Origin of the sequence: Schaalia canis (genome assembly GCF_003858455.1) — a bacterium.
GTDB lineage: Bacteria > Actinomycetota > Actinomycetes > Actinomycetales > Actinomycetaceae > Pauljensenia > Pauljensenia canis.
In genome coordinates, this window is record NZ_RQZF01000004.1 from 20,455 (window position 1) to 43,018 (window position 22,564).

The following is a 22,564-nucleotide window of genomic DNA, read 5'->3' on the forward strand; positions in this document are numbered from 1 at the left end:
CATCGAAAGCTCGTCTACATCAGCGGAACTTGAACCTTCCACACCTTGCCGGCTTGCGTGAAATAGCCTCGACCGGGTGTGAGTTCACGGCTGCCAATAGCGGGCACAGTCACTCCTAGGGCACTGTCACCGTCTCCCGCGCCAGGGCAGAGAATCAGGCCCGAACGCGACTGTTTGAGGGTGGCAGTCAGCTGGCTTCCTCGATTCCATCCAGCAAGATCAGCCTCAACGATCACAAGGTGCCCGTTGCTCTTGGCAAGAGACAGCAACCCAACCACCTCAGGTTCCAGCGTGTAGTCGAAGCTAAACCCGCCCAGGTCTTCAATAACCAACACCACCCCGGGGCTATTCTCAGGAGCCTCAGCCTCGAAGAGCGCCCGATGTTCTTGTAGCATCTCCGCCAAGCCAGAGGCCCCCTGCGCGGTCGCATGCCATACACTGCTGCGGCTCAACGCAGAACGTCCAGACGAGGCATGCAGGAAACGGGTCTGTGCATTACAGGTGCGCAGCGAGTGCACCATCCACGCCAATGCGTTGCTGCGGCCTGTTTGTGCACCGCCGGCCACCGACACTGTTCCCACAGGCCGGAAGGGCAGGGGGGAGAGGGATTCACCCTCCACACCGATAACGGGCATCCCCTGTACGGATGCGGAGACTTGCGCAGCAGGAATCTCCATCGGTAGCGATCCGATAGCCTGTGGGCGCACTCGACCTTGAGAGGTCATAAACTCACCGAGCTGGGCCATCAGTCGAGCCTGAGCAAGAGCATTGATATTGTCGCCAAGGATCGCCAATTGCATGAGATCCGGCCGCCCCACCTGCATAGCGCGTCCGGGCAGGCTAGTGGGATTCAGAACATCCTTAGGCAAGCCGAAGTTCATGTAGGCGTCTTCATCGGTCTGCCGCAGAACGACCTTGCGTTGGAAGTTCGAGGCTACCGAGGTTGGAATCGCTGCAAATCGATCCGCCGTTACGGCAACATGCACACCAACAGCTCGTCCATCCAGCAAAATCTGCTGGAACTTGTTCCATGTGGGAATATGACGGGTCACCGACTGATATTCCTCCACGAACACGCCCACCGAATCGACGAGCAGTAGGATGCGGGGCTCATCGGGTAGGCTGGCAATCCGTCGATAGTTCGTCAGGTCTGCGGCATGAACAGCCGAGTATCGAGCTGCACGCTCTTCAACGATGGACGACAGGTGGGTTAACAGGCGTGCAACACGTTCCTCGTCATCTCCGGGTACAACGTCACCCACGTGAGGCATAGCCTTGAGCATGTCTAGGCCGCCACCAGCAAAGTCCAGGCCGTAGACATCGACAGGGCCACCCTTGGGTGTGATTGCCGCAGCAATAGCCAAGGAGCGCAGGGCCGTGGTTTTTCCTGACCCGGAGGCTCCATAGTAGGCGATATTGCCTTCCCTATCGGGGAGGAAGTATTCCGGCACCTGCGCTTGATGTTCGGGCACATCAATAACACCCAGCACCAGTTCCGTGTCGGTGCGTTGGCGAAGGTTACGGATGTTATAGGTCTGCGCAAGTTCCTCCAGCCACGGTTTACGAGGAGTGGGGATCGCAGCCTTTTCTGCGGCTGCGCGCACAGTGGTGACGACACGATCGATGTCGGTCTCCACCTCGCCACCAACCTTCGGCAGTTCCGGAAGACGCCACTTTCGAGTCTTCCCAAAGCCAAGATCTTCAACATTGACGGCCACGGCCTTAATCTCTTCCGAAGTACGCGCCCCCGGATAGGCCGACTGGAAAGTGGTGATACGCCCCGGCCCCGTCTTAGCGGCACCACGCCCGGGAGCATTCTGCGGGAAGTGGGCGGCCATCCTGTCGCCAAGCACATCTTGGGAATCGTCCGTATCAGCCATACGCAATGCCACACGCAAGTTGGTGTTCGCACGCAAATTGTCCTTAATGACGCCAGCCGGGCGCTGCGTGGCAAGGATCAGATGAAGACCAAGGGAGCGGCCTCGTTGAGCAACGTCCACCACGCCATCAACGAACTCGGGCACTTCGCTGACCAGCGCTGCGAATTCGTCTACGACGATCACCAGAGATGGCGGGCATTCTGGATCGCCACTCTTTTCAAGAGTGACCAGGTCTTTTGCGCTCTTGCGGTTCAAGAGTTTCTCACGGTAGTGCAATTCGGCGCGCAGTGAATCGAGTGCGCGCCGCACAAGGAATGGCGACAGGTCAGTCACGAGGCCCACGCAATGAGGAAGCTCGGTGCATCGCGCGAAGGCTGCACCGCCCTTGTAGTCAACGAAGAGGAAGGTTAGACGATCGGGGGAGACAGCCTGTGCCATGCCCAGCACCCAGGCCTGCAAGAACTCTGACTTACCTGCACCGGTCGTTCCGCCGACGAGGGCGTGCGGGCCCTGAGAGCGCAGGTCGAGAGCAACAGGGCCAGCTGAGCCCTGGCCAACGAGGGCGGCGAGGCTGACGGCTGGGCCTGGAACTATCTCGGCGCCTGGAGTGCGGTTAATGAGGGAGTGTGTTGCCTTCCAGCGTTCGATCTGAGTGTCAGGGTTGTCGGCCAAATCTTTGCCGGTGAGTTGGACATAGGAGATGGAACCGGGGAGGTCAGAGTCATCGTCAACCGGAACGCCCGCATCCACCACTGGTGAGAGCGCTCGACCAAGTCTGGCCACATCTTCTAAGCGAACACGGTCAAGCTCAAGGGGAGTGATGATGCGGGACCCTCGAACATCACCCACGAGGCTCTTCTTCTCTTCAGCGACGACGAAGCTGCGGCATGCTGCTGGCAGAGCAGCGAAGTCTGGGCTGGTCCACACCATGTGAATGCCATAGTCGGGGCCGAGCTCGGCGAGACGGTTGAGTCGTGCTTGATCGACCACCACATCGTCAACGAGGACTACAACTGCGGGGATGGGGGCTGCTGGAGCCCCCTGTTCTTTGTCGTGGTTTCCGGGGATCACCGGACCGCGCGAGAACTTCTGCCCTTGTGATGATTCTGCACTCTTGCGTGCTTCAAGCACTCCTTCAAGTGCTGAGAGCAGTTCCTGACCGGAGGCAGCGTCATCAGCGAGATGAAGGGAGGATCCCAAAGGTGAATGTGGTGACGTCACATGTGGGAGCCATTCAAGCCACTGTAGGGATGCGCGACGCTGAGCTGAGGTGAAGCAGGCGAGGGTGACCTCGGCGGGAGAATACTGACAGACAAGCTGAGCTGCGACTGCGGCTTGGGCCTGATCGAGCCAGGTACGATCCCCGCACATCCCCATTGAACCTTCCCGACGAAGGTCAACGACAATCGGCACTTGGTGAATTTCGATGAATTCTTCTTGCAGTGCTCGTGCTGCTTCGAGGCACTCGGGAATACCCTGGCCTGTTGAGGCCGTCTCAAATTCAATAGCTGCCTGATCCGTTCCGATACCCACTCGCAGTTTGAGGAACTCAGGATGTTCAGGGCGGCGCATCCACAGCGAGCCGTCACGAGATAGCGCACCATTGATGACCTGTTCCACGGGAGGATGTTGGGCCATTCGTGCAGAACGCTCGTCCTTGTGGTGTTTTTCCAGATCCTCGCGCAGTAGCGCGAGTGCAGCAGCGTGAGAGGCCTTGCCCTTCTTAATAGCTTTACGTGTCTGGCTCCACTGATCGAACCAGTTACCAATCATCAGTAGCGGGCTCAGCGCCATGAAGACAACGGAGAGCATCTGACGGGTCATCAAGTACATGACACCGCCCATAATGAGGGGGGCGATGATAGCCAGAATCGGGAAACGCCCTTTATCTGGGACATTCGGATTCTCAGGAAGCTTGAACTTCTTGACGCCTACGTGCGGGATCACCTGAGGGGGACGAATAAAACCAATGTCGGTTGAGTCGCCAAGTCCTTCTTCTGGTTGACGTAAGTGGACGAACTTCACCTGAGTGTCACCAATGGTAATGACATCATGGGGCCCAACGACGCTACGCTGTACACGCTGATCACCCAAAAGCACACCATTAGCTGAGTTGAGGTCGTGTACTTCTATCTGGGATCCCACCACTACACGCATGTGCTTCTTAGAAATCATGGGATCTGTGCATGTCACGGTCGCCGATTGGGCGCGTCCAACTGTTGTTGAGCCGAAGGGGAGGGAGACAACCATCCCCTTGTCGGGGCCGGAGACAATGTGCATCTCAGCGGCTTTTGCCGCACCGGTGCCGATATTCTGCTCGGCTCCGGCAATGTCCACCACCGCGCCAGAGCGCAGGCCCGATTCTGTCACGTAGGCGGTGGGAGCGAGAACAGAAAGCACTCGTCCGCTTGCTGGCTCCAGTAGTCGCAAGGTCACAGATTCCGGATCGATCGCGGGCGCTGCCCCTTCGGGTCCCGCAGTAGCCAGAGTGGCGGCAATATCACCGATAGTGGCGGTATTGTCAGTGGTTACCAGCAGGTCAATGTCGGAAGGGCCTCGCCCTCTCAGGGTCAGTTTGATCCTCATCGATCGGTTTCCTTACTGTGTAGATGGTCTGAAGTGGTAATCGCGTCTTTACTGGCCGCTTGCGTTGTTGCGCTTATACTCCTCGTCAAGCAGATAAAGGTCGTCCCGGGTGACAAGTCGCGCAGCCACTGCATATTCCACGAGGCGCACACGGCGATGGGTTGCGTGGGAGGAAGGGCCTCCTCGTAGGCCGGACACTCCGAGCCGGTCGAGCTTGTCAGCAACATTGTCGAGCTTGCGGTTGAAACGCGTCATCGACCATCCCAAACGCTTTGCTGCGGCAGAACTGCGAGGAATGTCGACCGGTCCCGAGCCTGCGCGCAGGAGCCACGGCTCTGCCAGAGAGAGGATGAGGAGGAATTGCGAGGGAGTGAAAGTGACCTCCCCAACAGTGGTTTCGCCATTTCCGACCTCGGGTATTCCTGCACGTTTGTAGGACACACCGTTGACTTCAATGTCGAACTCGTAGGTGGTTGGGCCTGCGGAGAACACGACGGTTACCGCATCAAAGGCGATGGGGAGGCGGGCATCTGGGCCCACCCAGGCCTGCATCATGCCTGAAGCATCAGCAACGGTTGCTGAGGTTCTCGAGCCGATATTTTCTATCCACCACATGCCATTGTCATAGCTAATGGCAAGGAAGCGGCGGTGCAGGAATGGATTATCGTCCACGGAGAGGTCTGCTTCACGGCCAACAACAAACGTTGTCTCTGGATCGATCCGATATTCTTCCCCACAGTAGGAAACAACAGCGCAGGGAGTCTCTGAGGCCCCACAGGCACGGCGAGCGGGTGAGTGTTGTTCAGCGCTCATGGTGTGTCCACACATCCCGTTGTCGGATCAGAGGTCTTTCCGTTGCTGTGTCGAACGATGACTTCCAAGCACGTACGTCCATCAAGCTTGTTGACAGACACCGTGGTGTCTTGCGTCTGGCGTACCTGATGGTTCTCCAGGGGATCGATCAGGCGGTACAAATACTCAGCCCCCTCACCCTGGCTGTCCCAGGAAAACTCAACGCTGCCATCGTCTTTAAGGGTTCCCACTAGGCCGGTCACGGGTTCAGCATTATTCGAGGTCGGCAGTGCGTCGGGGCGTTCAGTTGTTGATGTATCTCCCGCAGGATTTTCAGTGCCGCCCTCGTCACGTAGGACGCTCCATACGCCAAAGACGATGGCACCCACAAGGATCAAAGTTGCGAGCACGGCGATGATCACTTTGAGGGGAGAACGCGCGGGAACCTCGCTTGGCGTCTCCTCAACGATCTCTTTCTCTGAGCTCTGGTGAGCAGAGAGTTCCTCCATTGGCGCCGACGCAGTTGAGGCTGCGTACGCTGGCACACTCGCTGCGGGAATGCTCGGTTGCTGCAGGCCAACCGGTCGAGCAACAGTGGCATCGGAAACCTCAGCATATGCCTGCATGCCTCCGTCCCACGAGGCCGGAGCCGCCGCTGGAGTGATGGGAGGAGCCGAAGGCGTAGATGCACCACTTGTCGTGGTGTCACCGGCGAATCGCTGCGCGGCGGGTGCCCATGCTGAGGGTTCACTCGGCGGTAATGCGGCCCGGCCCACGCGGGTGGCCTCGTCGACTTCAACGGCAAACTCACCGTTGCCCCCAACGGGGTCAATACGACGAATAACCGAACGTGTCCCGTCATCGGAGGGAATGTCACGAACATTCCGGGTCGGACCAGGGCCCGTGATGGGACCATCGGGATCGATGCTCATGAAAGCACGAGCCCGTGTGGCGTCATCGCCCTCGTCAGACAGATCGTCCACCACTCGGTCTTCGAGGACGTCAATGGGGGTGGTGCGCTGGTGCATGTCGACTTGCACCTGCTGGAGGGCAAGGGCAAAGTCCATCATTGACGGGTAGCGCTGCCCTGGATCCTTCGCCATGGCGATGGTCAGGATACGTTCGAGCTCTGGTGGCACATCGGTGCGCCCGGTTTTGGGCACTGGGGAGCGCAGCACTCGGTTGAGCATGGAGATTTCGCGGTTGTCTCCGCCGGGAATCTCGAAGGGGGAGTGTCCCGTGAGGAGCGTGTGGATAGTCGCCGCGAGGGAGTAGACATCCATCCCTGGTCCGAAGGGTCCTTGGCCGGTGGCTTGCTCGGGTGGTGCCCACGGCACAGAGAATCCGGAATCGCCCTGATTAGCGCCAGGTTGTGTGGAGACGGCGATACCGAAGTCCGTCAGCACGGGGTGACCAAATTGGGTGATGAGGATATTGGCGGGCTTGATGTCGCGGTGCAGAATGCCTGAACGGTGGAGGGTTTCCACTGCGCCAGCGATCCTAATGCCAATGTCAAGGACGCGAGGCACTGGCAATTGTTGCTTCTTCGCTCGCACCCCAAGATGAGGAGGCGGGCAGTACTCCATAATGAGGTAGGAGCGGTTATCGTCACTCACCCCAGCACCGAAGACAGAGAGAATCGAAGGGTGGGCGGACATTTTCGCCATGAGGTTCGCCTCGGCTTCAAAAGCGCCGTTTTCTTCGGCGGAAGCGTCTGGGCGAATCACTTTCACGGCAATGTCGCGCTCAGGCATACGTTGCCGGTAGAGGAAAACATCGGCGAATCCGCCACTTCCGAGGTGCTTATGGTATTCGGAATTAGGGATTCTCGGGGGGACGATCCGATCTGACATCACGCCTCCATTCGGACAGTGACAGCATCTCCCAGGTCAAGGATGTCGCCGGGGCGCAGAATCATTGGCGCAGAGTCCGTGACTCGAACAGGGGATTGTCCCGGACGAAGGAGGAATGTGCCGTTATTTGATCCGAGATCGCGGATACGCACATCCCAACCATCAATCTTGATCTCACAGTGTGTGCGGGAAATTTCCTGGTTAGGGCTGGGCACAAGCACAACATGGGCGTGAGGTCTGCCCGGTTGGGGGGTGTAGCTGGGGCGACGTCCGATCACCACATCTCGATCAAGGGTGATGACCTCGCCTGTGGAAACGTGAAGCGTTCCCAAAGGTGGGCGAGGAATATTCACCGTTTGCTCGGTCATTGCCCCCTCACACGTGCGACACACTTGCACATGCGTAGGGTTGGGGTGGCCGTGGACGCATAGGCAGGCAACAACGAGGGGACCCGCTTGCGCATCCGTTTCGGGCGCACTGGTGCTTTGGGCGATAGCTTGGGCGTGTTCACGCAGGTGGGAGAGTTTATTTGATCGAACAGTATGTCCGTCGTGGAAGCCTTCGTCAGGAGTGCTGGCCGCACTATTCGGCGCACCGGAATGATTGGCTGCACCCGGAGTAGGAACATTGTCAATCAGGGAGGGTGTTGCTGCTGCGTGACTATTGTGTGCGCGAGGCACCTCGTCAATAAAGAATCCATTAGCTTGGCGAGGGAGCTCGGGCTCTGGGGGTGCAGGTGACATCGGAGGTGCTGGGGGTACGTAGCCGATGTTGCCCTGCGGCATGGCGTATGCGGCTTCGTCAACGGCATCCGTCGACTCACCGGCAGTGAAGGGGGCGGGCTCAGGCACGGCGGTGGGCACGTTGGCGGGTGCTTCGGGAGTCGCGTTGCTTGGGTCGGAGTAGGGGTTATCGTCGTTGCGTACCTGCCGAACTGCCGCTTCTTCGACAGAGCGAGCGCGGGTGTGTTCCAAAAAGAGATCTGAGAAATCTTGCTGAGGTTCAACGGGTGACAAGCCTTGCTCATCAACGAGGTGACCATCGGCAGCAGTAGCAGTGCCGATACCTTGGTTAAGGTGGTCGCTTTCCCCATCTCCCTCATTTTCGTCATCTTCGGGATAGGCTCGGGTGAGGTTCATCATGTCTTCACTGAGGGTATATCCAGCCCGCTCTTCGGCACTCACCTCGGGCAGGTTGATGACCTCTGGAGTGTCGTCAAAGCTCCTCGTCTCGATCGCCCCGCTATCGGGATCCTCAGAATCGTCTAGGGCAGCGCTTAGTGGGGCTAATTCTGACGCAGTCTCGTCGATCCGTGGTGCCGCGAGCGCTAATTCATCCGAAGATGCTGCGGTAGGCGCAATACTTGGCATCATGCTCGACATTCCGCTGGAGGTAGTTTGTCCAGGAATAAGCTGTTCAGCGGTGGAGGTCTGTCCGTCGACGGTAGCGGCAAGTGTGCCATAGCTCAGGGTAGATACGGGGATGACGGCGCTCGCTGCGATGAATTCTGTCGGTTGCGGGAGGGTAAGAACCTCCTCTCCAATGGGCGCATTGATCCTCCAGCCATTGAGTTGCTGAACGCGTTTTTCCTCCCAGGTGATGACATTGCCGCTGGTGAAGGATGAGGTACCCTCGTGGGTGTCAAGGCTGAGTTCAAAGGCACCGCGCACGGCAATGTGCATGGTGTCGCCTTCTGGAACAATGGCAACGAAGTTGGGAAGGGCTGCCAGATTTGTCCCACATGCGGAGGTAAGCGCCTGTAGAAGGGTGCCAAGATCTACGCCTTCTTCGAGGAGTGTCCAAAACTCTGCGCCGAGTCCGCTTGCTGGATTTTCAAGAACAATGACCCCGTTTCGCGTGATGACAGCAAGGTTGGTGCCGGGGGTCCACATGCAGTGTTCCATTAGAGTTCTTCCTCCTCTGGAGTGTTACTTCCCTGGAATTGAGAGGCGTATTCGGCAAGTGCTCGAAGATGGATCACACGCTCACCTGGCAGGGTGTCGTCGCCATCGTCAGCATCATCGACTTCTGGTGCGTTGTGTGACTCTTGGATGTCTTGCCCGTCTGCCTGCTTCTCATCTATTTGATGTCGAGCGTCGTCTCGGCGGATAGTGTCGCCTGCGCCCCGAGCCTGCCATAGGGGGTGGACGTCGTGAGCGTCAACAACGATGACTGTGGCGTTGTCATTTCCGCCTGCGCGTAATGCCATGTTGATCAGTTCATCAGCGAGGTCTTGAGGATCGGCGATATTGCGTGCAGCCATCTCAATGAGTGCGTCGGTTACCTCTCCGCTGACCCCATCAGAACAGATGATGTAGCGGTCTCCATCTGCGATTGGCGCAACGAAGTGATCAATGGGAATAGAGGGGCTAAATCCCGCACCGAGTGCTTTAGTGAGGACATTACGGTGAAGGTAGTCGCGTGCGTCCTTTTCACTTAATGCACCCGAATCTTTGAGTTCTTGGAACTCGGAGTGATCGACTGTGACCTGTGAGAACTCGTTCTCTGCAAGGGCATAGGTACGCGAGTCACCGATATTAAAGATGCGGATACAGGGGATTCCCGAATGGGTGGAGAAAACCAGGCCGCTCATCGTTGAGCCTGGACTCCCCTCGTTCATTCCAAGCTCAGACAATGCCCGGGTGGTTTCCATCAGGGCGTGATTGAGCTCTTCTTGGGTGACGAAGTCTTCGCTTCCAATGTGGGCACCCATTTGGGCAATCACCTCAGCTGAGGCGATGTTTCCTCCGCTGTGCCCTCCCATGCCATCAGCAACGAGGTAGAGCGGAAAACGCGCGATGTAAGAGTCTTCGTTGAGCTTACGACGACACCCCACGTCGCTGCGTGCGCCGTGGGTGACTCTGACGTGGGGTGTCGTTGAGTGTGCCTGAGAGAGTTCGTTATCAGCCACCAATTTTTACCGATCGATCTCCGAAGTAAACAGTTGCACCTGCGGGTGCCAGAACAGGTGCCCCTGGCAGCACTGCTTGAGTGGTACCTGAAGGCAGCATGACGGTGGTCCCATTTGTGGAGTGCATGTCCTCAACAAGCACGGCGCCGGATTGGACGCTGAGTGCGATGTGAATCTTGGAGATGGAACGTCCTGGATCGTGAAGGCTGACCATCTGTGCGTTCGGGTGTCCTGGTTCAGGTTCGGGAGCGCGTCCAACAAGTGCCTGGCCTGAAAGGAAATGGTGAGATCCGTCATCGAAGGTAAGCAGGATTGAGTCCACAGGGCGGCGGGCTACTGTGCGATCAACCTCTTCGACTGGTGTTTGTGGGGCAGTAAAGGGATCTGCCTGCACGCTTGGCGTGATGGAGGGTTGCGGGGTTCCAAAAGGATGCGTGGGCAGGGATGGGGGTGTGACTGCGGCCGTTGCTGCAGGAGGAGCGTAGGGCGAGGGTGCCTCGGGCGCGGGAGGCGTATGCGTCATGCCAGTCGGGGCTGGCGGCTGGTAGGCGGAGGGCATGCCTGTGGGAGCGGGTGGTGTGTGTGCTTCTACCGGGGGCGCGTAGGGGTTTGCCGGGGCAGGTGGTGTCAGGGCTGAGGGGGTGGGGCTAGAGGATATGCCTGGCACTTCTGTAATGGGAGCAGAGGCACTTGAAGAATTAGGTGTTCCCACGGGTGGAGTGGCTGGGGTGCTGGGCAGAACCGGGGGTGAGGGAATGTTGTCGGTGATCATTGGTCGTGGGGTGCCGGAGGTGGGACTCCACGGCTGGTTGGAGTCTGTCTCGGGTTCATCACTTTCAAGGCGTGGAGGAACAAAAGCTGTGTCACGGCCGTCTTTGATATTGATGGTGATGAGGTTGGTGGTGCGCGCGAACCAGTGACGATTCATATTGTCTTGGCTGACCAGCCAGATGATGGGGGTGGCCAGACCAAAGCTAACACTGTTAATAACGCCTTCAAGTAGGGTCTTACCGAAAGCTGAACCGCCGTTGATATTGCCATCAAGAAAAGACACCCACCGGAGGCCGGTAATATTCATCGCAATAGTCTGGCCTTTGGTCAATATAAGAGCCAGCTGAGCGATCCCCAAGGCAATCAGTGCGAGCATACCAAGCGTCCACATGGTGGCGGCAGTGGAAAGAGCGCTCTCTAGAGCATCAAAGTTAGCTGCATTGCTGATACCCATGGTTGGAAGAATCATGAAGAGAAGGTAGATCGCAACAACAATCCCCGCATCAATAACGTGGGCAACGATTCGCTTCTCATTACCAGCAGCAACGGCTCCTGAGAGGTGGCGTGGCACCTCAACGGGCACCTTGCCTTCGACCTGCATCTTAGCCATTATTCTTCCTCCTTCGTGACCGCTTCATTTTGCGGCTCTTGTGTGGTGCGGAGCGAGCAGCTTCTTTGTTGCGCGCCTCAAGTTTTTGGATGAGTTTTTCGATACGCACCCGCATAGGGATTCTGCGGGCGCGTAGTGAGCGTGTTGAGACAAGTGCGCGCACGCGGCGATACCACGGCACCCGACTCTTAATTGAGCGAATAGCCTGCTTGCCAGAGACCCACGCGTGCTGACAGACGTCCTCATCAGGCATGCCCTCACCGAACACGGCTGAGTCGAGGGTGAGTGCAAGTTGGGCCAGAGGGGTTCGCTCCGCGTTGTAGCGGTGGAAACCGACGCTCCCTGTGAGGTCCTTGCCGTCAAGGTGGGCATCAATCCTGCGAGCCTGTTCCTGTCGAGTTGCGCCGGTCGTGACTGTCACTCCAAGGTCGGTGGCCTCGTCAATCACTTCATCCCAAGCGCCGGCAGCTCGCGAGTCTTCACGTCCCTTCGTGCGACGGCGCTTGCGGCGCAGTGCCTTAAGGGTCACAAGGAGGAGCAGGGGAGACAGTACCAGGAAGCTCACGCCCGCAATCTTGGCGATGAATACGACCCAGGCGAGCCATGCTCCCGTTCCTTCTTCGTCATCCTCAGGTTCTTCGACAACGTCGGGTGGAACTTCGGCAGGTTCTTCGGGTGGCTCTGGGGGTTGAAGCACCTGAGGCTTGGGATTGGGCTTGGGCTTGGGGGTTTCCGTTTGCGGAGTCTGATCCTTCGGTGGGGTGGGATCGAAAGGCACCCAGCCGACTCCTTCGAAGGGCACCTCAACCCACAGGTGAGTGTCCTTGCCGGTAAAGGTTACCGCTCCACCAGCGGCGTTATCTTGGTAGAAGCCCATGACCACGCGGGAAGGAATCCCCAGGGAACGCAGCATGAGGGCCATGGCTGGTGCGTATTGATCGTCGTCACCGATCATCTGGTCAGCGGTGATGAACTTGTCGAGGCGATCAGCGCGGTGGCCCGGTAGTGACAGGCCATCGGAGCCGTCAGAGTAGAAGCCCTTCGTATGTAGGGCATTCTCAATGGCGCGAACCTGTTCAATCCCTGGCTCCACATTGGCGGTAAGGGTTGCTGCGACTTCGCTGAGGGCCTGGGGGACATTGAGGTCTTGAGGTGTGACAACTTTCGCCACAGCTTTTCCGTCAAGTTCTGCATCGCTCCACGCGCGCTCGGTGACGTTCACAAGGCTGTAGGTGTCCCCACCGGCGAGCTTCGCAGTGCTCAGACCGGTGCCGTACAGGTCAGCGTAGTAGAGGTTCTCTGCCAGCTCTGAAGCACGCTCAGAGGTGAAGGTCAGTGCGCGTGTAGCGGCAACGCCTGGCAGCCAGTAGCCCGAGTATTCACCGATGGAGACAGACAGTGTCTCGGTTGAGCTCCCTTCGGGAAGGGGGGCGTCAGTAAAAGTGGTGCCGACGTGACGGAAGCCTGAGCCGGCGTCGTTTCCGACAATCTGGAAAATCGTGCCGTCATAGTGGTCGAGGGTTGCCAGACGAACGCGCGCTCCTTGAGCCAGGCCGTCAACGCTAAAGAGTGCGGTGTCTTTCTCGGTGGTGTTCCAGTGGCGGAAGGTTGATGCTGGCGAGTGGTATTCGCGTAGGTCAAGCGGGGGCTCAACGTAATCGCGCAGGACGGTTCGGTGCTGGCCAGCCAGCAGGAGCATATTGCCAGCGAGCGCGGCAATCACCGCTGCTGTCACCATAATGCCCGAGGTCACCCACCGGCTCACAGATCCTGTACGGGATGCGCCGGAAAACTCCACTGTTCCGCGTGCCTCACTGGCGCGGTTCTGTGCGACCTTCACGCTTGCCCACACGAGGGCAACGACAGCGATTCCAATGCCCAGCACTGGGGCGGTGGGGGCGTTTTGAGACCCCCACAGGATGCCGGTCACAAGCAGAATAGCCACCGGCAGCAGTGCCCACAGGGGGCGGCGGCTTCGTAGCGTAATGGTGAGGGCCAGGAAGGCGGTGAGCAGGGCACTGAGGTAGGGCATGATGGCCGGGCCAACAAACACTCCTGCCGGTGGCTGTACGGTGAGTAGGTCCTTCCATGTGGCCAGGGTGCCTACGACAAGCATTTGCAGGGTGCGTAGCGTGGGGAGGACACCGTAGAGGGTCGTTTGAGGAACGGCAATGAGGCCGCCAAAGAGAATGTAGGCCAGGAAGAGGGTGACAATGCTTAAGAGCACGCCCAGGCGCAGGCGGTAGGTCAAGGCTGCTACTGCGAGCCCCAGAGCAACGCCACCAAGGGCTGCCACGTATCCGCCGAAACCACCAAAGACGGGGCCGTGCGTAAGTGCGGCGGCAATCAGTAGGATGGAAATGACGAGGATATCGGGCAGGGTGCGGGCGAGGTGTTGTTTGCGTGCTCTGGCCTGCGCCTTAATGGTCGCTGTGCGTTCGCGTTCGTGTTCCTCACGGGCTTGTTCGGCCCAGGATTTGGTTGCAGTCGTCGTGGAATCGCTCATCCCAGTGCCTTCCAGATTGCGACGCTGACATCGTCGAGGCCGGGAGCGGTGACCACGGGGAATCCTCCGATGGTGCGCAGGTCGAGCGTTTGAGAGGCGTCGAGGCGGATAGCGGCGACGATCATATTGAGTGGCAGGTGTGCCAGTGCGACGTGCATATCGTTGGGGGCTGTTCGGGAGCCGGTGATGACGACGGCCACGGAGGCTTGGGGGACGTCATTGCCAGCTTTGTGGGTAAGTTCAGGCAGGCGCTCAGCGGCGATGACACGCTCAATGCCGGAGAGGGAGTCGAGGGCGTGCATAACACTGGGGGTTTTGAGTTGGCCAGCCTGGGTGACGATGGAGACCTCTTTTGATTCGGTCATCGTGGCGCGGGCCAGGGAAGCCGCCGCCGAGACACCGTCTTCGAATTCCTCGTCGCTGCCCCAGGCATCCTGGTCAAGATCGAGGATGATGAGCAGGTGGGAGCGTCGGGTTTCCTCGAATTGGCGGACCATGAGCTTGCCGGTACGGGCAGTGGTTTTCCAGTGGATATTGCGCCTGTCGTCGCCGGGAATGTAGTCGCGTAGGGCGTGGAAGGAGACGTCTGCGGAGGACAGGTCCTGCGTGGTGACGCCCTCAACGTCGCGGATAAAGCCGATGGCGGTGGCCGAGACATTCACGGTGCGCGGGTGAATGTAGAGTTCCGTCGCCTCTGACCAGGTTTGTGTCCGGCGTACAAGGCCCAGGGCATCACCGCGCACGGAGCTGGCTGGGCCGACGGGGATAATGCCGCGACGGGTAGTAGCAATACCAAAGGGTTCGGCGTGGCTGTCTCCTGCAGCGAGCCTGGTGGTGGTGAAGGAGGCGGCGCCGGCACCAACTTGCAGCTCGATGCGAGCGGCTGGGAGGGCGCGACTGGTGGGGTTGGTGACGGTGAGTTCACCGAGGGCACGCTCGCCCACACTGACCCGCGTTCGTTCGAGGTTCAGGTCAATGGCGTAGCCGGAGCGTCCGATCGACCAGATGAGGGCGATGAGGACGGTGACGACGAAGGTGGTGCCGATGCCAGCGATCTCCATCCACGCATGCTGCCAGCCTGCGAGCATCGCCACTACGCCCGTTGCCAGAATGCCCCACCCCAGGGGGGTGATGCCTTCGGTGAGGGACAGAAGGGAGCCGAGGACGGGTATTGCGCGCGCGGCATTGCGGAGCCTGTGGGCGTAGGCTGATGCGGCACTCCAGCGCTCGCTGAGCGCAAGGCGTAGCCGCATCAGCGGGCCAAGGTTACTCCGCCTATAGCGGGTAGAGGCGATGGATCGGCGTGCCACTGTCAGGCCTTCGTGGTGGGGATTTGCACGGACTTCAGGGCTGCATCAATGACGCCGTCGCGGGTGGCGCCGCCAAATTCTGCGTCGGGGTCGAGAACCAGGCGGTGTGCCCAGACGCGGTGGGCGAGGCTTTGAATGTCGTCGGGGATGACGTGGTTGCGGCCCTGGGCCATGGCCCACACGCGGGCTGCGCGCATCATGGCGATGGCACCGCGAGTGGAGACACCAATGCGGACAGTGGCATCGTCACGGGTGGCGCGGCACAGTCCGTGGACGTAGAGGGCGACGGAACGGTCAACGTAGTTCTCAGCCGCCAAGTCAGCCATGTCGGCCACAGCCTTGGTCGAGATGACAGGGGTGAGCTGGGTGGAGCGGTCCGGGGCGGAGGAGCCCAGGATGATTTCCACGCTGGCGTCTTCGTCGGGGTAGCCCAGTTCGGTCTTCATGAGGAAGCGGTCGAGCTGTGCTTCGGGCAGCTTGTAGGTGCCAGCCTGCTCCACCGGGTTCTGGGTAGCGATCACCATGAAGGGGCGACCGGTTTCGTGGCGGACGCCGTCAACAGTGACGCGGGATTCTTCCATGACTTCCAGCAACGCCGACTGGGTCTTGGGCGAGGCGCGGTTGATTTCATCAGCGAGCACGATGGAGGCAAAGATCGGACCCTTGTGGAAGTCCCATGTGCCGGTGCGCTGGTCGTAGATGGTGACGCCCGTAATGTCGGAGGGCAACAGGTCAGGGGTGAACTGGATGCGCGAGTGCGTGCCCTGCACGGTGGCGGCGATAGCGCGGGCGAGGGCGGTCTTGCCGGTGCCCGGGGCATCTTCGAGGAGCAGGTGGCCTTCTGCCAGCATGGTGGTCAATGCCAGGCGGATGACATCTTCCTTACCGAGCAGTGCTTTTCCGACATTTTCCACAATGCGTTCGAAGGTATCTGAGAACCATTGTGCATTTTCCTGTGTGACGGTCATTTGAGGTTTTCCTTTCAAGCTTTCGAGCGGTGGCTCCAGGTCCTTCTATCGACGATTACCCTCACAATGAACATTGACTAAGTATCTATCTGCGGCCGCGAAGATTCCGGCTCCGAAGAAGGGCGGTATTGAGTGATAGAAACCATTGGAGTCAACGGTGATGATTTCGTCATCATCGCCCAGGTTTTTGCTCCATGCACCGGTGGTCCAGCACTTCACCTGACTGTGGGGGGGCCAATCCTCGAGTCTGATTCTCACCCACTGACAACCGGCACCACAGTTGGGCACATAGCCGCTGATATTGTGGGTACCACCGAAACGGTCAACGCTGTAGTAGCGGCCATAGCTACGTGCATTCGCTTCTGCGCAGACAGTCTCAGAGGTTCGACGTCCTAATTCATCTGAGGTCTGAACAGCTTGGACGCAGAGTTGCCCACGATTACCTTCGCCGACGTTAAATGGCCGGTGACCTTCAGCGCTGTGTGCAATGGTTTCCGAAGCGCTTCCCGAAAGGACGAGTTGCGTTCCTCGGCCACCATTTGTTGATCCCTTCCACGTGCAATCGACCCATCCAACTCCACCTGCCCAGCATGAGACTTGCGGGTTTGACGGCGGCCCAAAGGGTGACACTGATGCACTCGCGACTTCAGTGGAGTACACAGCACTACCAGTCTTTTCACCGACTGCACGAATCCGCACGGTGGTGGCCTGTCCATTGCTGAGACCATTGCCTGAGAGCACGCTGCCGTCCAGCGGCGCCCAGCCTCCACCTGCGCTCCATTCGTAGCGCAGTTGTCCGGGACTCCAGCCTTGACCGGCAGGGCTGCCTGAGTACTCAATACGCACCTGGTTGTTCTCACCGGTTGCCCGCACAGAAGCGATGCTCGGCGGCAGGGGCTGGCCCACCACCCAGGTGCTCACGTTTGCTGCCTCAGAGGTTCTGGCAACAGCGTTTGCCCCGTCATTCGTGGCGGTCACCGTGAATTGCACCTGTTCGGCGTTAAAGCCCACTCCTTCAAGGGAGGTAGATGTTGCCGGAGCCTGCACGGTCTTTGTCACCCCACCGGCGCTCACCGTGTAATACTCGATCTCACGGCCGTTAATATTCGCTGGGCGTGTCCAGCTGACATCCACGCTGGCCACCTGACCAGTGCCACTCCCCAGGCCGCCGTAGCTTGCGGCCAGGCTACCAACAGGCCCAGGCGCACCGTAGGGCACCATAGCGGGGCTGGCCTGCGACGCAGGCGATGATCCCTTGCCATTACGCGCCGTCACCGTGGCAACATACTCAGCGCCATTGGTCAGGCCCGTGAAGGTGACACTCTGGTTTGAGGCAGAAACCGTCTGCGTACCCGCTGGTGAGAGCGTGACCTCGTAATCAATCAAGGCCGATCCCTCATTGTGGGGCGGCTGCCAACTGACGGTCAGCTCCCGGTCTCCTGCCTTCAGTGTCGGCGCAGCCGGTGCCTCAGGCTCAATATCAATCATGGTCGTGGCCTGATTCGACGCCTCCGACACACCAACCTCGTTCGTCGCCGTCACCGAGAAGGTATGCTCCACGCCGTTCTTACGGTTCGGGATAAGGCAGGTGGTGACCAGCCCACACTCTTGGGTATCACCCTGGGTATGGTCGGTGACGGTAAAGCCGGTGATAGGCGTGCCATTGGCTGGGCCTGCCGTCCAAGACACCTGAGCGGTTCCCGAAGAGTTCGACACCACTGAGGCATTGGTAGGAGCCCCAGGCTTATCGCGTACGGTGGCTGTCACAATCCCGCGGACTTCGCGTGAGGGATCCTTCGTGACGTCCACAACGGTGTAGCTCACCGTGAAGGTGCCATTAAAACCAGTATTGGCACTGATACTCAGCTGCGTGCCATTAGCGGTCACTGCGCCACCCTCGCCAGCGCTGGGCGCGCCAACCAGGGTAATAGCGCCCTGATCCTGGAAGGGGTTCGTTGCGTACTGGGTGACATCCACCGTCGTTGACTTGCCCGCATCCAAGGTCACCTGAGCCTCGGAGGTCTGAATGAGCGGACGCGAGGAGGAAACGATCGTCACCGGCACATCAGCCTCGGTAGTCCCTCCGCGCCTATCATCGACGCTGATCCGAAGCGAACCAGCGCTACCGCGCTGGGCATCTGCGGGGGCCGATACCGACAGTTTCGTGCCCGACACCGATGCACTCAGACCGGCAGGCGCATTCCCCACGATCGTGTAGCTCATCGACGCTGGATCGTCCTTATCGGGATCGGTCACCATTAGCGCCAGGTCAGCCACCGCTGCTTCCTCGCCAGGAGCTACTTCAACTGCCGTAGGCGTAAAGGTCGGCGGGCGGTTATCAGCCGGTTCAACCTCAATCGGTAAGGTGACCACCGCGGTGCGTCCCTCTGAGTCATTAAGGTCCTTGCCGTCGGTGACTTCCAGGGTGATCGACGTCAGGCCAGAGAAATCCTCCTTAGCTGTAAACACCAAGGTCTTGGCGTCCTTGACTAGGGGATCGCCATTCGTGCCCAAACCGGCACTCACCTTGTCATTGGAGGTAATGAGCACCGAGCGTCCATCCCTGGCAATGATGTGATCATTGATCGGGATTTCCTTCTTTTGGCCAGCCTTGACTTTGATCGGCACGCTCGTCGTATCGACGGTCGGACGAGTAATGTCCGTTCCGGGAACGCGAATCACGGCCGATGCCTTCTTGCCCGTTGGATCAGTCACGGTATAGATCAAGATCTGGGCTTCGGGGGTCAGACTCACTGACACGGTACCGTCAGTATTGACGCGCACATTGGCGTCACTGGAGCTAATCGTGGCATCTGCAATGTCACCGTCAGGGTCTTCATCATTGACCAGGACGGGGACCGTGACTGCATTGTTCTCTGCGGTCTGAAGGTCTTCGCTGGTCACCGAATCGTCACGTGCGATTGGTGCGAGCTCGGGAGCCTCGTTCTTGACGATCACTGTCAAAATGCCCTGGGCTGAACCGCCTTTACGGTCACTCACAGCGTAGGAGATCACATGACTACCCTCGGCCTCTGGCGCCACAACAACTACGCGTCCTGAACGCTCGGACAGGTCCAGTCCGGCAGTCTGGGACGACAGGGAGTCCTTTTCCAACACCACATCATCGCCGTCAGGGTCAATGTCATTGCTCAGCACGGCAACGGCAACCTTGGTCTTGGGGCGCACCTGAACCTGGTCAGGCAAAGCCACAGGATTTTGATTGGTGCCCGCGCGGGGAGCCACACCGACACGCACTGTCGCGCTCGCCTGCTTACCTAGGCGATCTTCAACCAGATAGGTGAAACTGTCAGTGCCCTTGGCATCTTCAGCGGCGGTGTAACGCAGAAGCGTTCCCTCCTGGGTGACGGTGCCCAACTTTGGCGCACTTGCCAAACCAACCAGGCTCACTGAGTCGCCCTCGGGGTCAATATTGTCCAGGGGCACGAGAATATCCACCTCACGCCCCGCGATCGTGCGGGCCGTCAGATCCTTCGGACGGGGGGCTGTGTTGGTATCAGCATCCATTGCGACCACCACCAGGTTAACCACAGCGGAGGCGACATTTCCCATGGCGTCATGAACGGTATAGACGATTTTCCCTGAGCCGCCGCGCTCACCACCGCGCACGCGGATGACATTGTCGGAGATAAACACCGTACCCAGATCAGGCTTGATTTCATGCTGCAGATCATTCGACACGGTCAGCTTCAAACCCGCAGGCGAGCGGTCGTTGGCAAGAACGGCCACCGAGGCCACGTCACCCGCTCGGACAATGATCTGATCATCATTGAGCTCAGGTGGCTCATTGCCGGTCTGTGCAGGCTTTGGCAGCACGGTGACCGTCGCTGTTGCAGAGGCAACACCGTTGGACACCGTGTAGCTGAAGGTCTCGGGACCATTCAGACCACGCGGCGCCGTCACACGCACCATCTGGTTATTAATGAGTGCCACCACCAGCGGCGATGTTGCAGGTACATCAAGCTTCTGAACGGTGAGTACGCCACCGGTGGGATCAGAGTCATTCGCCAGAAGATCAACCAAAACCTGGCCACCTTCAGGCAGGACACCCAAGTCAGGTTCAGCGCTGGGCGGTGCTTCCGTTGCAGCATCAATGACATCAATACGGATAACACCCGGGCCTGTTGCTGGGCCGTCAGTAATGACGTAGCCCAAGTAGTAGGTGCCCACGGCATTACCCTGAATGCTGATCGTGCCAGCGGCGCCATCCATTGTGGCCGTCACACCAGCAGGGGAGTTCTCAATCTGAACCAAACGTAGTGGATCACCATTGGGGTCAGTGTCATTGGTCAGTGGAGAAAACGACGTTGAGGAACCCTGCCGGACAATCACATGGTCAGCGTTCGCAACAGGGGCTTCATTACCCGATTCCTTAACGTTGACAACAATCTGCCCCTCACCTGTATCACGTCCATCAGAGACGAACAGGGTGACCTGATCCTTTCCTGGCCCGTGTCCAATCTCGGCCACATCCACGCTGCCATTAACGTGCGTGCGCACGCTAATGCCTGCAGGTGCTGTTGCACTTTCAAGGTAGAAGGGATCGCCATCGGGATCCACCCAATTCGCCAGCGCGTTAATTGTTGCCTTGCGTCCCGTCCCCAGTGAGATGGTGGGGACAATGGTTTGAGTTGGAGGAGAGTTCACGTCGTCGCCGTGCACGCTTAGGGTGACGCGGGCTTTTGCTGTACCGCCACGCCCATCGGATACCTCGTACTCGAAAGAAGCCGCTCCGGAGGCATCAGGGGCAACGTGGATTTGCAGTACAGAACCGTCCCGAGCACTCACCACTTCACCGATTGAAGGCTGACTCACGGCTATTGCGGTGAGGAAGTCTCCATCAATATCAGAATCGTTCTGAAGGACAGGAAGGATCGCGGTGCGCCCTGCTCGTACACCGAACTCATCGTCAACAGCTACGGGGGGAGTGTTCTGCTCCGAACGTTCCGGTAGAAGTGTCTGCTCGGTTTCATCGGGAGACTCTTCTTCGGTGTCGTCCTCAGATTCGATAGTGGATTCAATCTGATCCCAGTTATCGACCAGCAGCATATTTTCATCTGGAAGCCACAGGCCACCAGACTTCACGTCGTTTAGGACAATCACGTCACGGTTGACGCGGAATACTGCCTGTTCGGCAGACTTCATCGTGTCAACGGTGAGAGCAACAGTGTCTTCTTCGACTGCACATTGACGTAAGAAAGCGCCGGTTCCAGCCCATGCACCATACATGCAACTCTGATGACGGACGGGGCGTGAAGGATTGCCAGCTTGTTCCATGGCAGGGTAGGTGGTCACAGTTCCACCGCCCATTGGCACCTCAAGCAATGCAGCGTCGGAGGCGACAAGAACACTTTCTGCCTGCGGGCCGGATTCCTGGAGGGTCAGATTCTTTCCTTCAAGAACCTGTGTCTTCCCATCAGCAAAAATAAGTGTCGATGTGTTCCGGTCAAGGACCACCGGAGTTGAACCAACTGCGGCGACCTGAAGTGTCGAATCACCATTGATTCCACTTCCACTGAGGTCGTGTTCAACGGTCTCTTTCACCTGCCCCTTGGGAATTACACTGACCAGTTTTGATCCTGCTGAGGAGGCAACATGTACCGATCCGTCTAGACCAACTGCAGTGAGCGCTCCCGGCATCTCCGTCACATCCGGATCGGTTTCTTCAGGAAGAAAAGACGCGGGTGCAGCGGCATCTTGAATCCATACCTTGCCTGATACACCATCGGTGATAGCCACTGTTGGACCACCAGCAGTTGTCGCCATGCCGGCATACTCAACCGGTGTAGTAAGCGCAGCGTTGGAGACGTCGATACCAGTCAGCGTTGAGGCCTCGCCGTCAGAGAGCAGAACCTGTTCACCGTTTTGGAAGACGTTGAAAACAGCTGACGCGGCACGTAATCCCGTGTCGAGGAGACGCGCGGGGTAGTTAAGGTGTGCAACCAGACGCAAGTTGGCGTTCGTCACCCATACGCCACCGTCGTTCAGATCAACCTCTGTGGTGTGAACACCGGGGTTCAAGAGTGCAACAACTAACGAGGTCACAGCTCCAACAGTGGCTGATACACCCGCCACCTTACGTACACGTGAACTCCGCGCCATGAATGACACCTCTCCTTGGGCAACTGAGACCACGGTGCCAAAAGAGCGCGCCTTTCCCAATGGGGATCTTTCCCCATTGCTGCGACAGACTCCTCAAGGATGGACTCAGCAACGACTCCTGTATCTAAACATGCACGCAATGAAAATATTTTCAATAAATACATATAGGAAAATGTCGCATACTGCTGGGAAATCTCTCAAACTCACCTGACCTGCATATACATTTCTTTAAATGACACTACGAAGATCTCCAACCC

Annotated in this window: 10 protein-coding genes; all 10 read right to left on the minus strand. The window is 58.6% G+C overall.

Annotated features, from left to right (window positions below):
• Window positions 1-14 precede the first annotated feature (14 nt).
• The 10 genes from EII11_RS05605 to EII11_RS05650 are packed head-to-tail and all read right to left on the minus strand — an operon-like array spanning window position 15 to window position 22,307.
• Window positions 15-4,466 carry an FtsK/SpoIIIE domain-containing protein gene (locus EII11_RS05605; protein WP_124869885.1) on the minus strand — a complete coding sequence of 1,484 codons (4,452 nt, stop codon included), beginning with the start codon at window positions 4,464-4,466 and terminating at the stop codon, window positions 15-17.
• A 48-nt stretch (window positions 4,467-4,514) separates the two neighbouring features.
• Window positions 4,515-5,279, minus strand: coding sequence for an FHA domain-containing protein (locus EII11_RS05610; RefSeq protein WP_205649245.1), 765 nt, complete (start codon window positions 5,277-5,279; stop codon window positions 4,515-4,517).
• The gene (locus tag EII11_RS05615; protein ID WP_124869888.1) at window positions 5,276-7,111 is read right to left on the minus strand and encodes a serine/threonine protein kinase; all 1,836 of its coding nucleotides are present in this window, start codon (window positions 7,109-7,111) and stop codon (window positions 5,276-5,278) included. The genes EII11_RS05610 and EII11_RS05615 overlap by 4 nt, the downstream gene beginning before the upstream one ends.
• Complete coding sequence (locus tag EII11_RS05620; RefSeq protein ID WP_205649246.1) at window positions 7,111-9,003, minus strand: FHA domain-containing protein; 1,893 nt, start codon at window positions 9,001-9,003, stop codon at window positions 7,111-7,113. Before EII11_RS05620 ends, EII11_RS05615 begins: the two co-directional genes overlap by 1 nt.
• An 11-nt stretch (window positions 9,004-9,014) precedes the next feature.
• The gene (locus EII11_RS05625) at window positions 9,015-10,022 is read right to left on the minus strand and encodes a PP2C family protein-serine/threonine phosphatase (RefSeq protein WP_124869894.1); all 1,008 of its coding nucleotides are present in this window, start codon (window positions 10,020-10,022) and stop codon (window positions 9,015-9,017) included.
• Window positions 10,015-11,403: an RDD family protein gene (locus EII11_RS05630; RefSeq protein WP_124869897.1), complete on the minus strand. Its 1,389-nt coding sequence runs from the start codon at window positions 11,401-11,403 to the stop codon at window positions 10,015-10,017. The genes EII11_RS05625 and EII11_RS05630 overlap by 8 nt, the downstream gene beginning before the upstream one ends.
• On the minus strand, window positions 11,396-13,909 hold the full coding sequence (locus EII11_RS05635) for a transglutaminase TgpA family protein (RefSeq protein ID WP_124869900.1): 2,514 nt from the start codon (window positions 13,907-13,909) through the stop codon (window positions 11,396-11,398). Before EII11_RS05635 ends, EII11_RS05630 begins: the two co-directional genes overlap by 8 nt.
• On the minus strand, window positions 13,906-15,219 hold the full coding sequence (locus tag EII11_RS05640) for a DUF58 domain-containing protein (protein ID WP_124869904.1): 1,314 nt from the start codon (window positions 15,217-15,219) through the stop codon (window positions 13,906-13,908). Before EII11_RS05640 ends, EII11_RS05635 begins: the two co-directional genes overlap by 4 nt.
• A gap of 2 nt (window positions 15,220-15,221) precedes the next feature.
• A complete protein-coding gene (locus tag EII11_RS05645) occupies window positions 15,222-16,187 on the minus strand; it encodes an AAA family ATPase (RefSeq protein WP_124869907.1) in 966 nt (321 codons plus the stop codon).
• A gap of 45 nt (window positions 16,188-16,232) precedes the next feature.
• A complete protein-coding gene (locus EII11_RS05650; RefSeq protein ID WP_124869910.1) occupies window positions 16,233-22,307 on the minus strand; it encodes an Ig-like domain-containing protein in 6,075 nt (2,024 codons plus the stop codon).
• Window positions 22,308-22,564 lie beyond the last annotated feature (257 nt).

Excerpts from the sequence above, each read along its gene's own strand:
- EII11_RS05605 (WP_124869885.1), bottom strand. The coding sequence starts at position 4,466 with ATGAGGATCAAACTGACCCTGAGAGGGCGAGGCCCTTCCGACATTGAC.
- EII11_RS05610 (WP_205649245.1), bottom strand. The coding sequence starts at position 5,279 with ATGAGCGCTGAACAACACTCACCCGCTCGCCGTGCCTGTGGGGCCTCA.
- EII11_RS05615 (WP_124869888.1), bottom strand. The coding sequence starts at position 7,111 with ATGTCAGATCGGATCGTCCCCCCGAGAATCCCTAATTCCGAATACCAT.
- EII11_RS05620 (WP_205649246.1), bottom strand. The coding sequence starts at position 9,003 with ATGTGGACCCCCGGCACCAACCTTGCTGTCATCACGCGAAACGGGGTC.
- EII11_RS05630 (WP_124869897.1), bottom strand. The coding sequence starts at position 11,403 with ATGGCTAAGATGCAGGTCGAAGGCAAGGTGCCCGTTGAGGTGCCACGC.
- EII11_RS05635 (WP_124869900.1), bottom strand. The coding sequence starts at position 13,909 with ATGAGCGATTCCACGACGACTGCAACCAAATCCTGGGCCGAACAAGCC.
- EII11_RS05645 (WP_124869907.1), bottom strand. The coding sequence starts at position 16,187 with ATGACCGTCACACAGGAAAATGCACAATGGTTCTCAGATACCTTCGAA.
- EII11_RS05650 (WP_124869910.1), bottom strand. The coding sequence starts at position 22,307 with ATGGCGCGGAGTTCACGTGTACGTAAGGTGGCGGGTGTATCAGCCACT.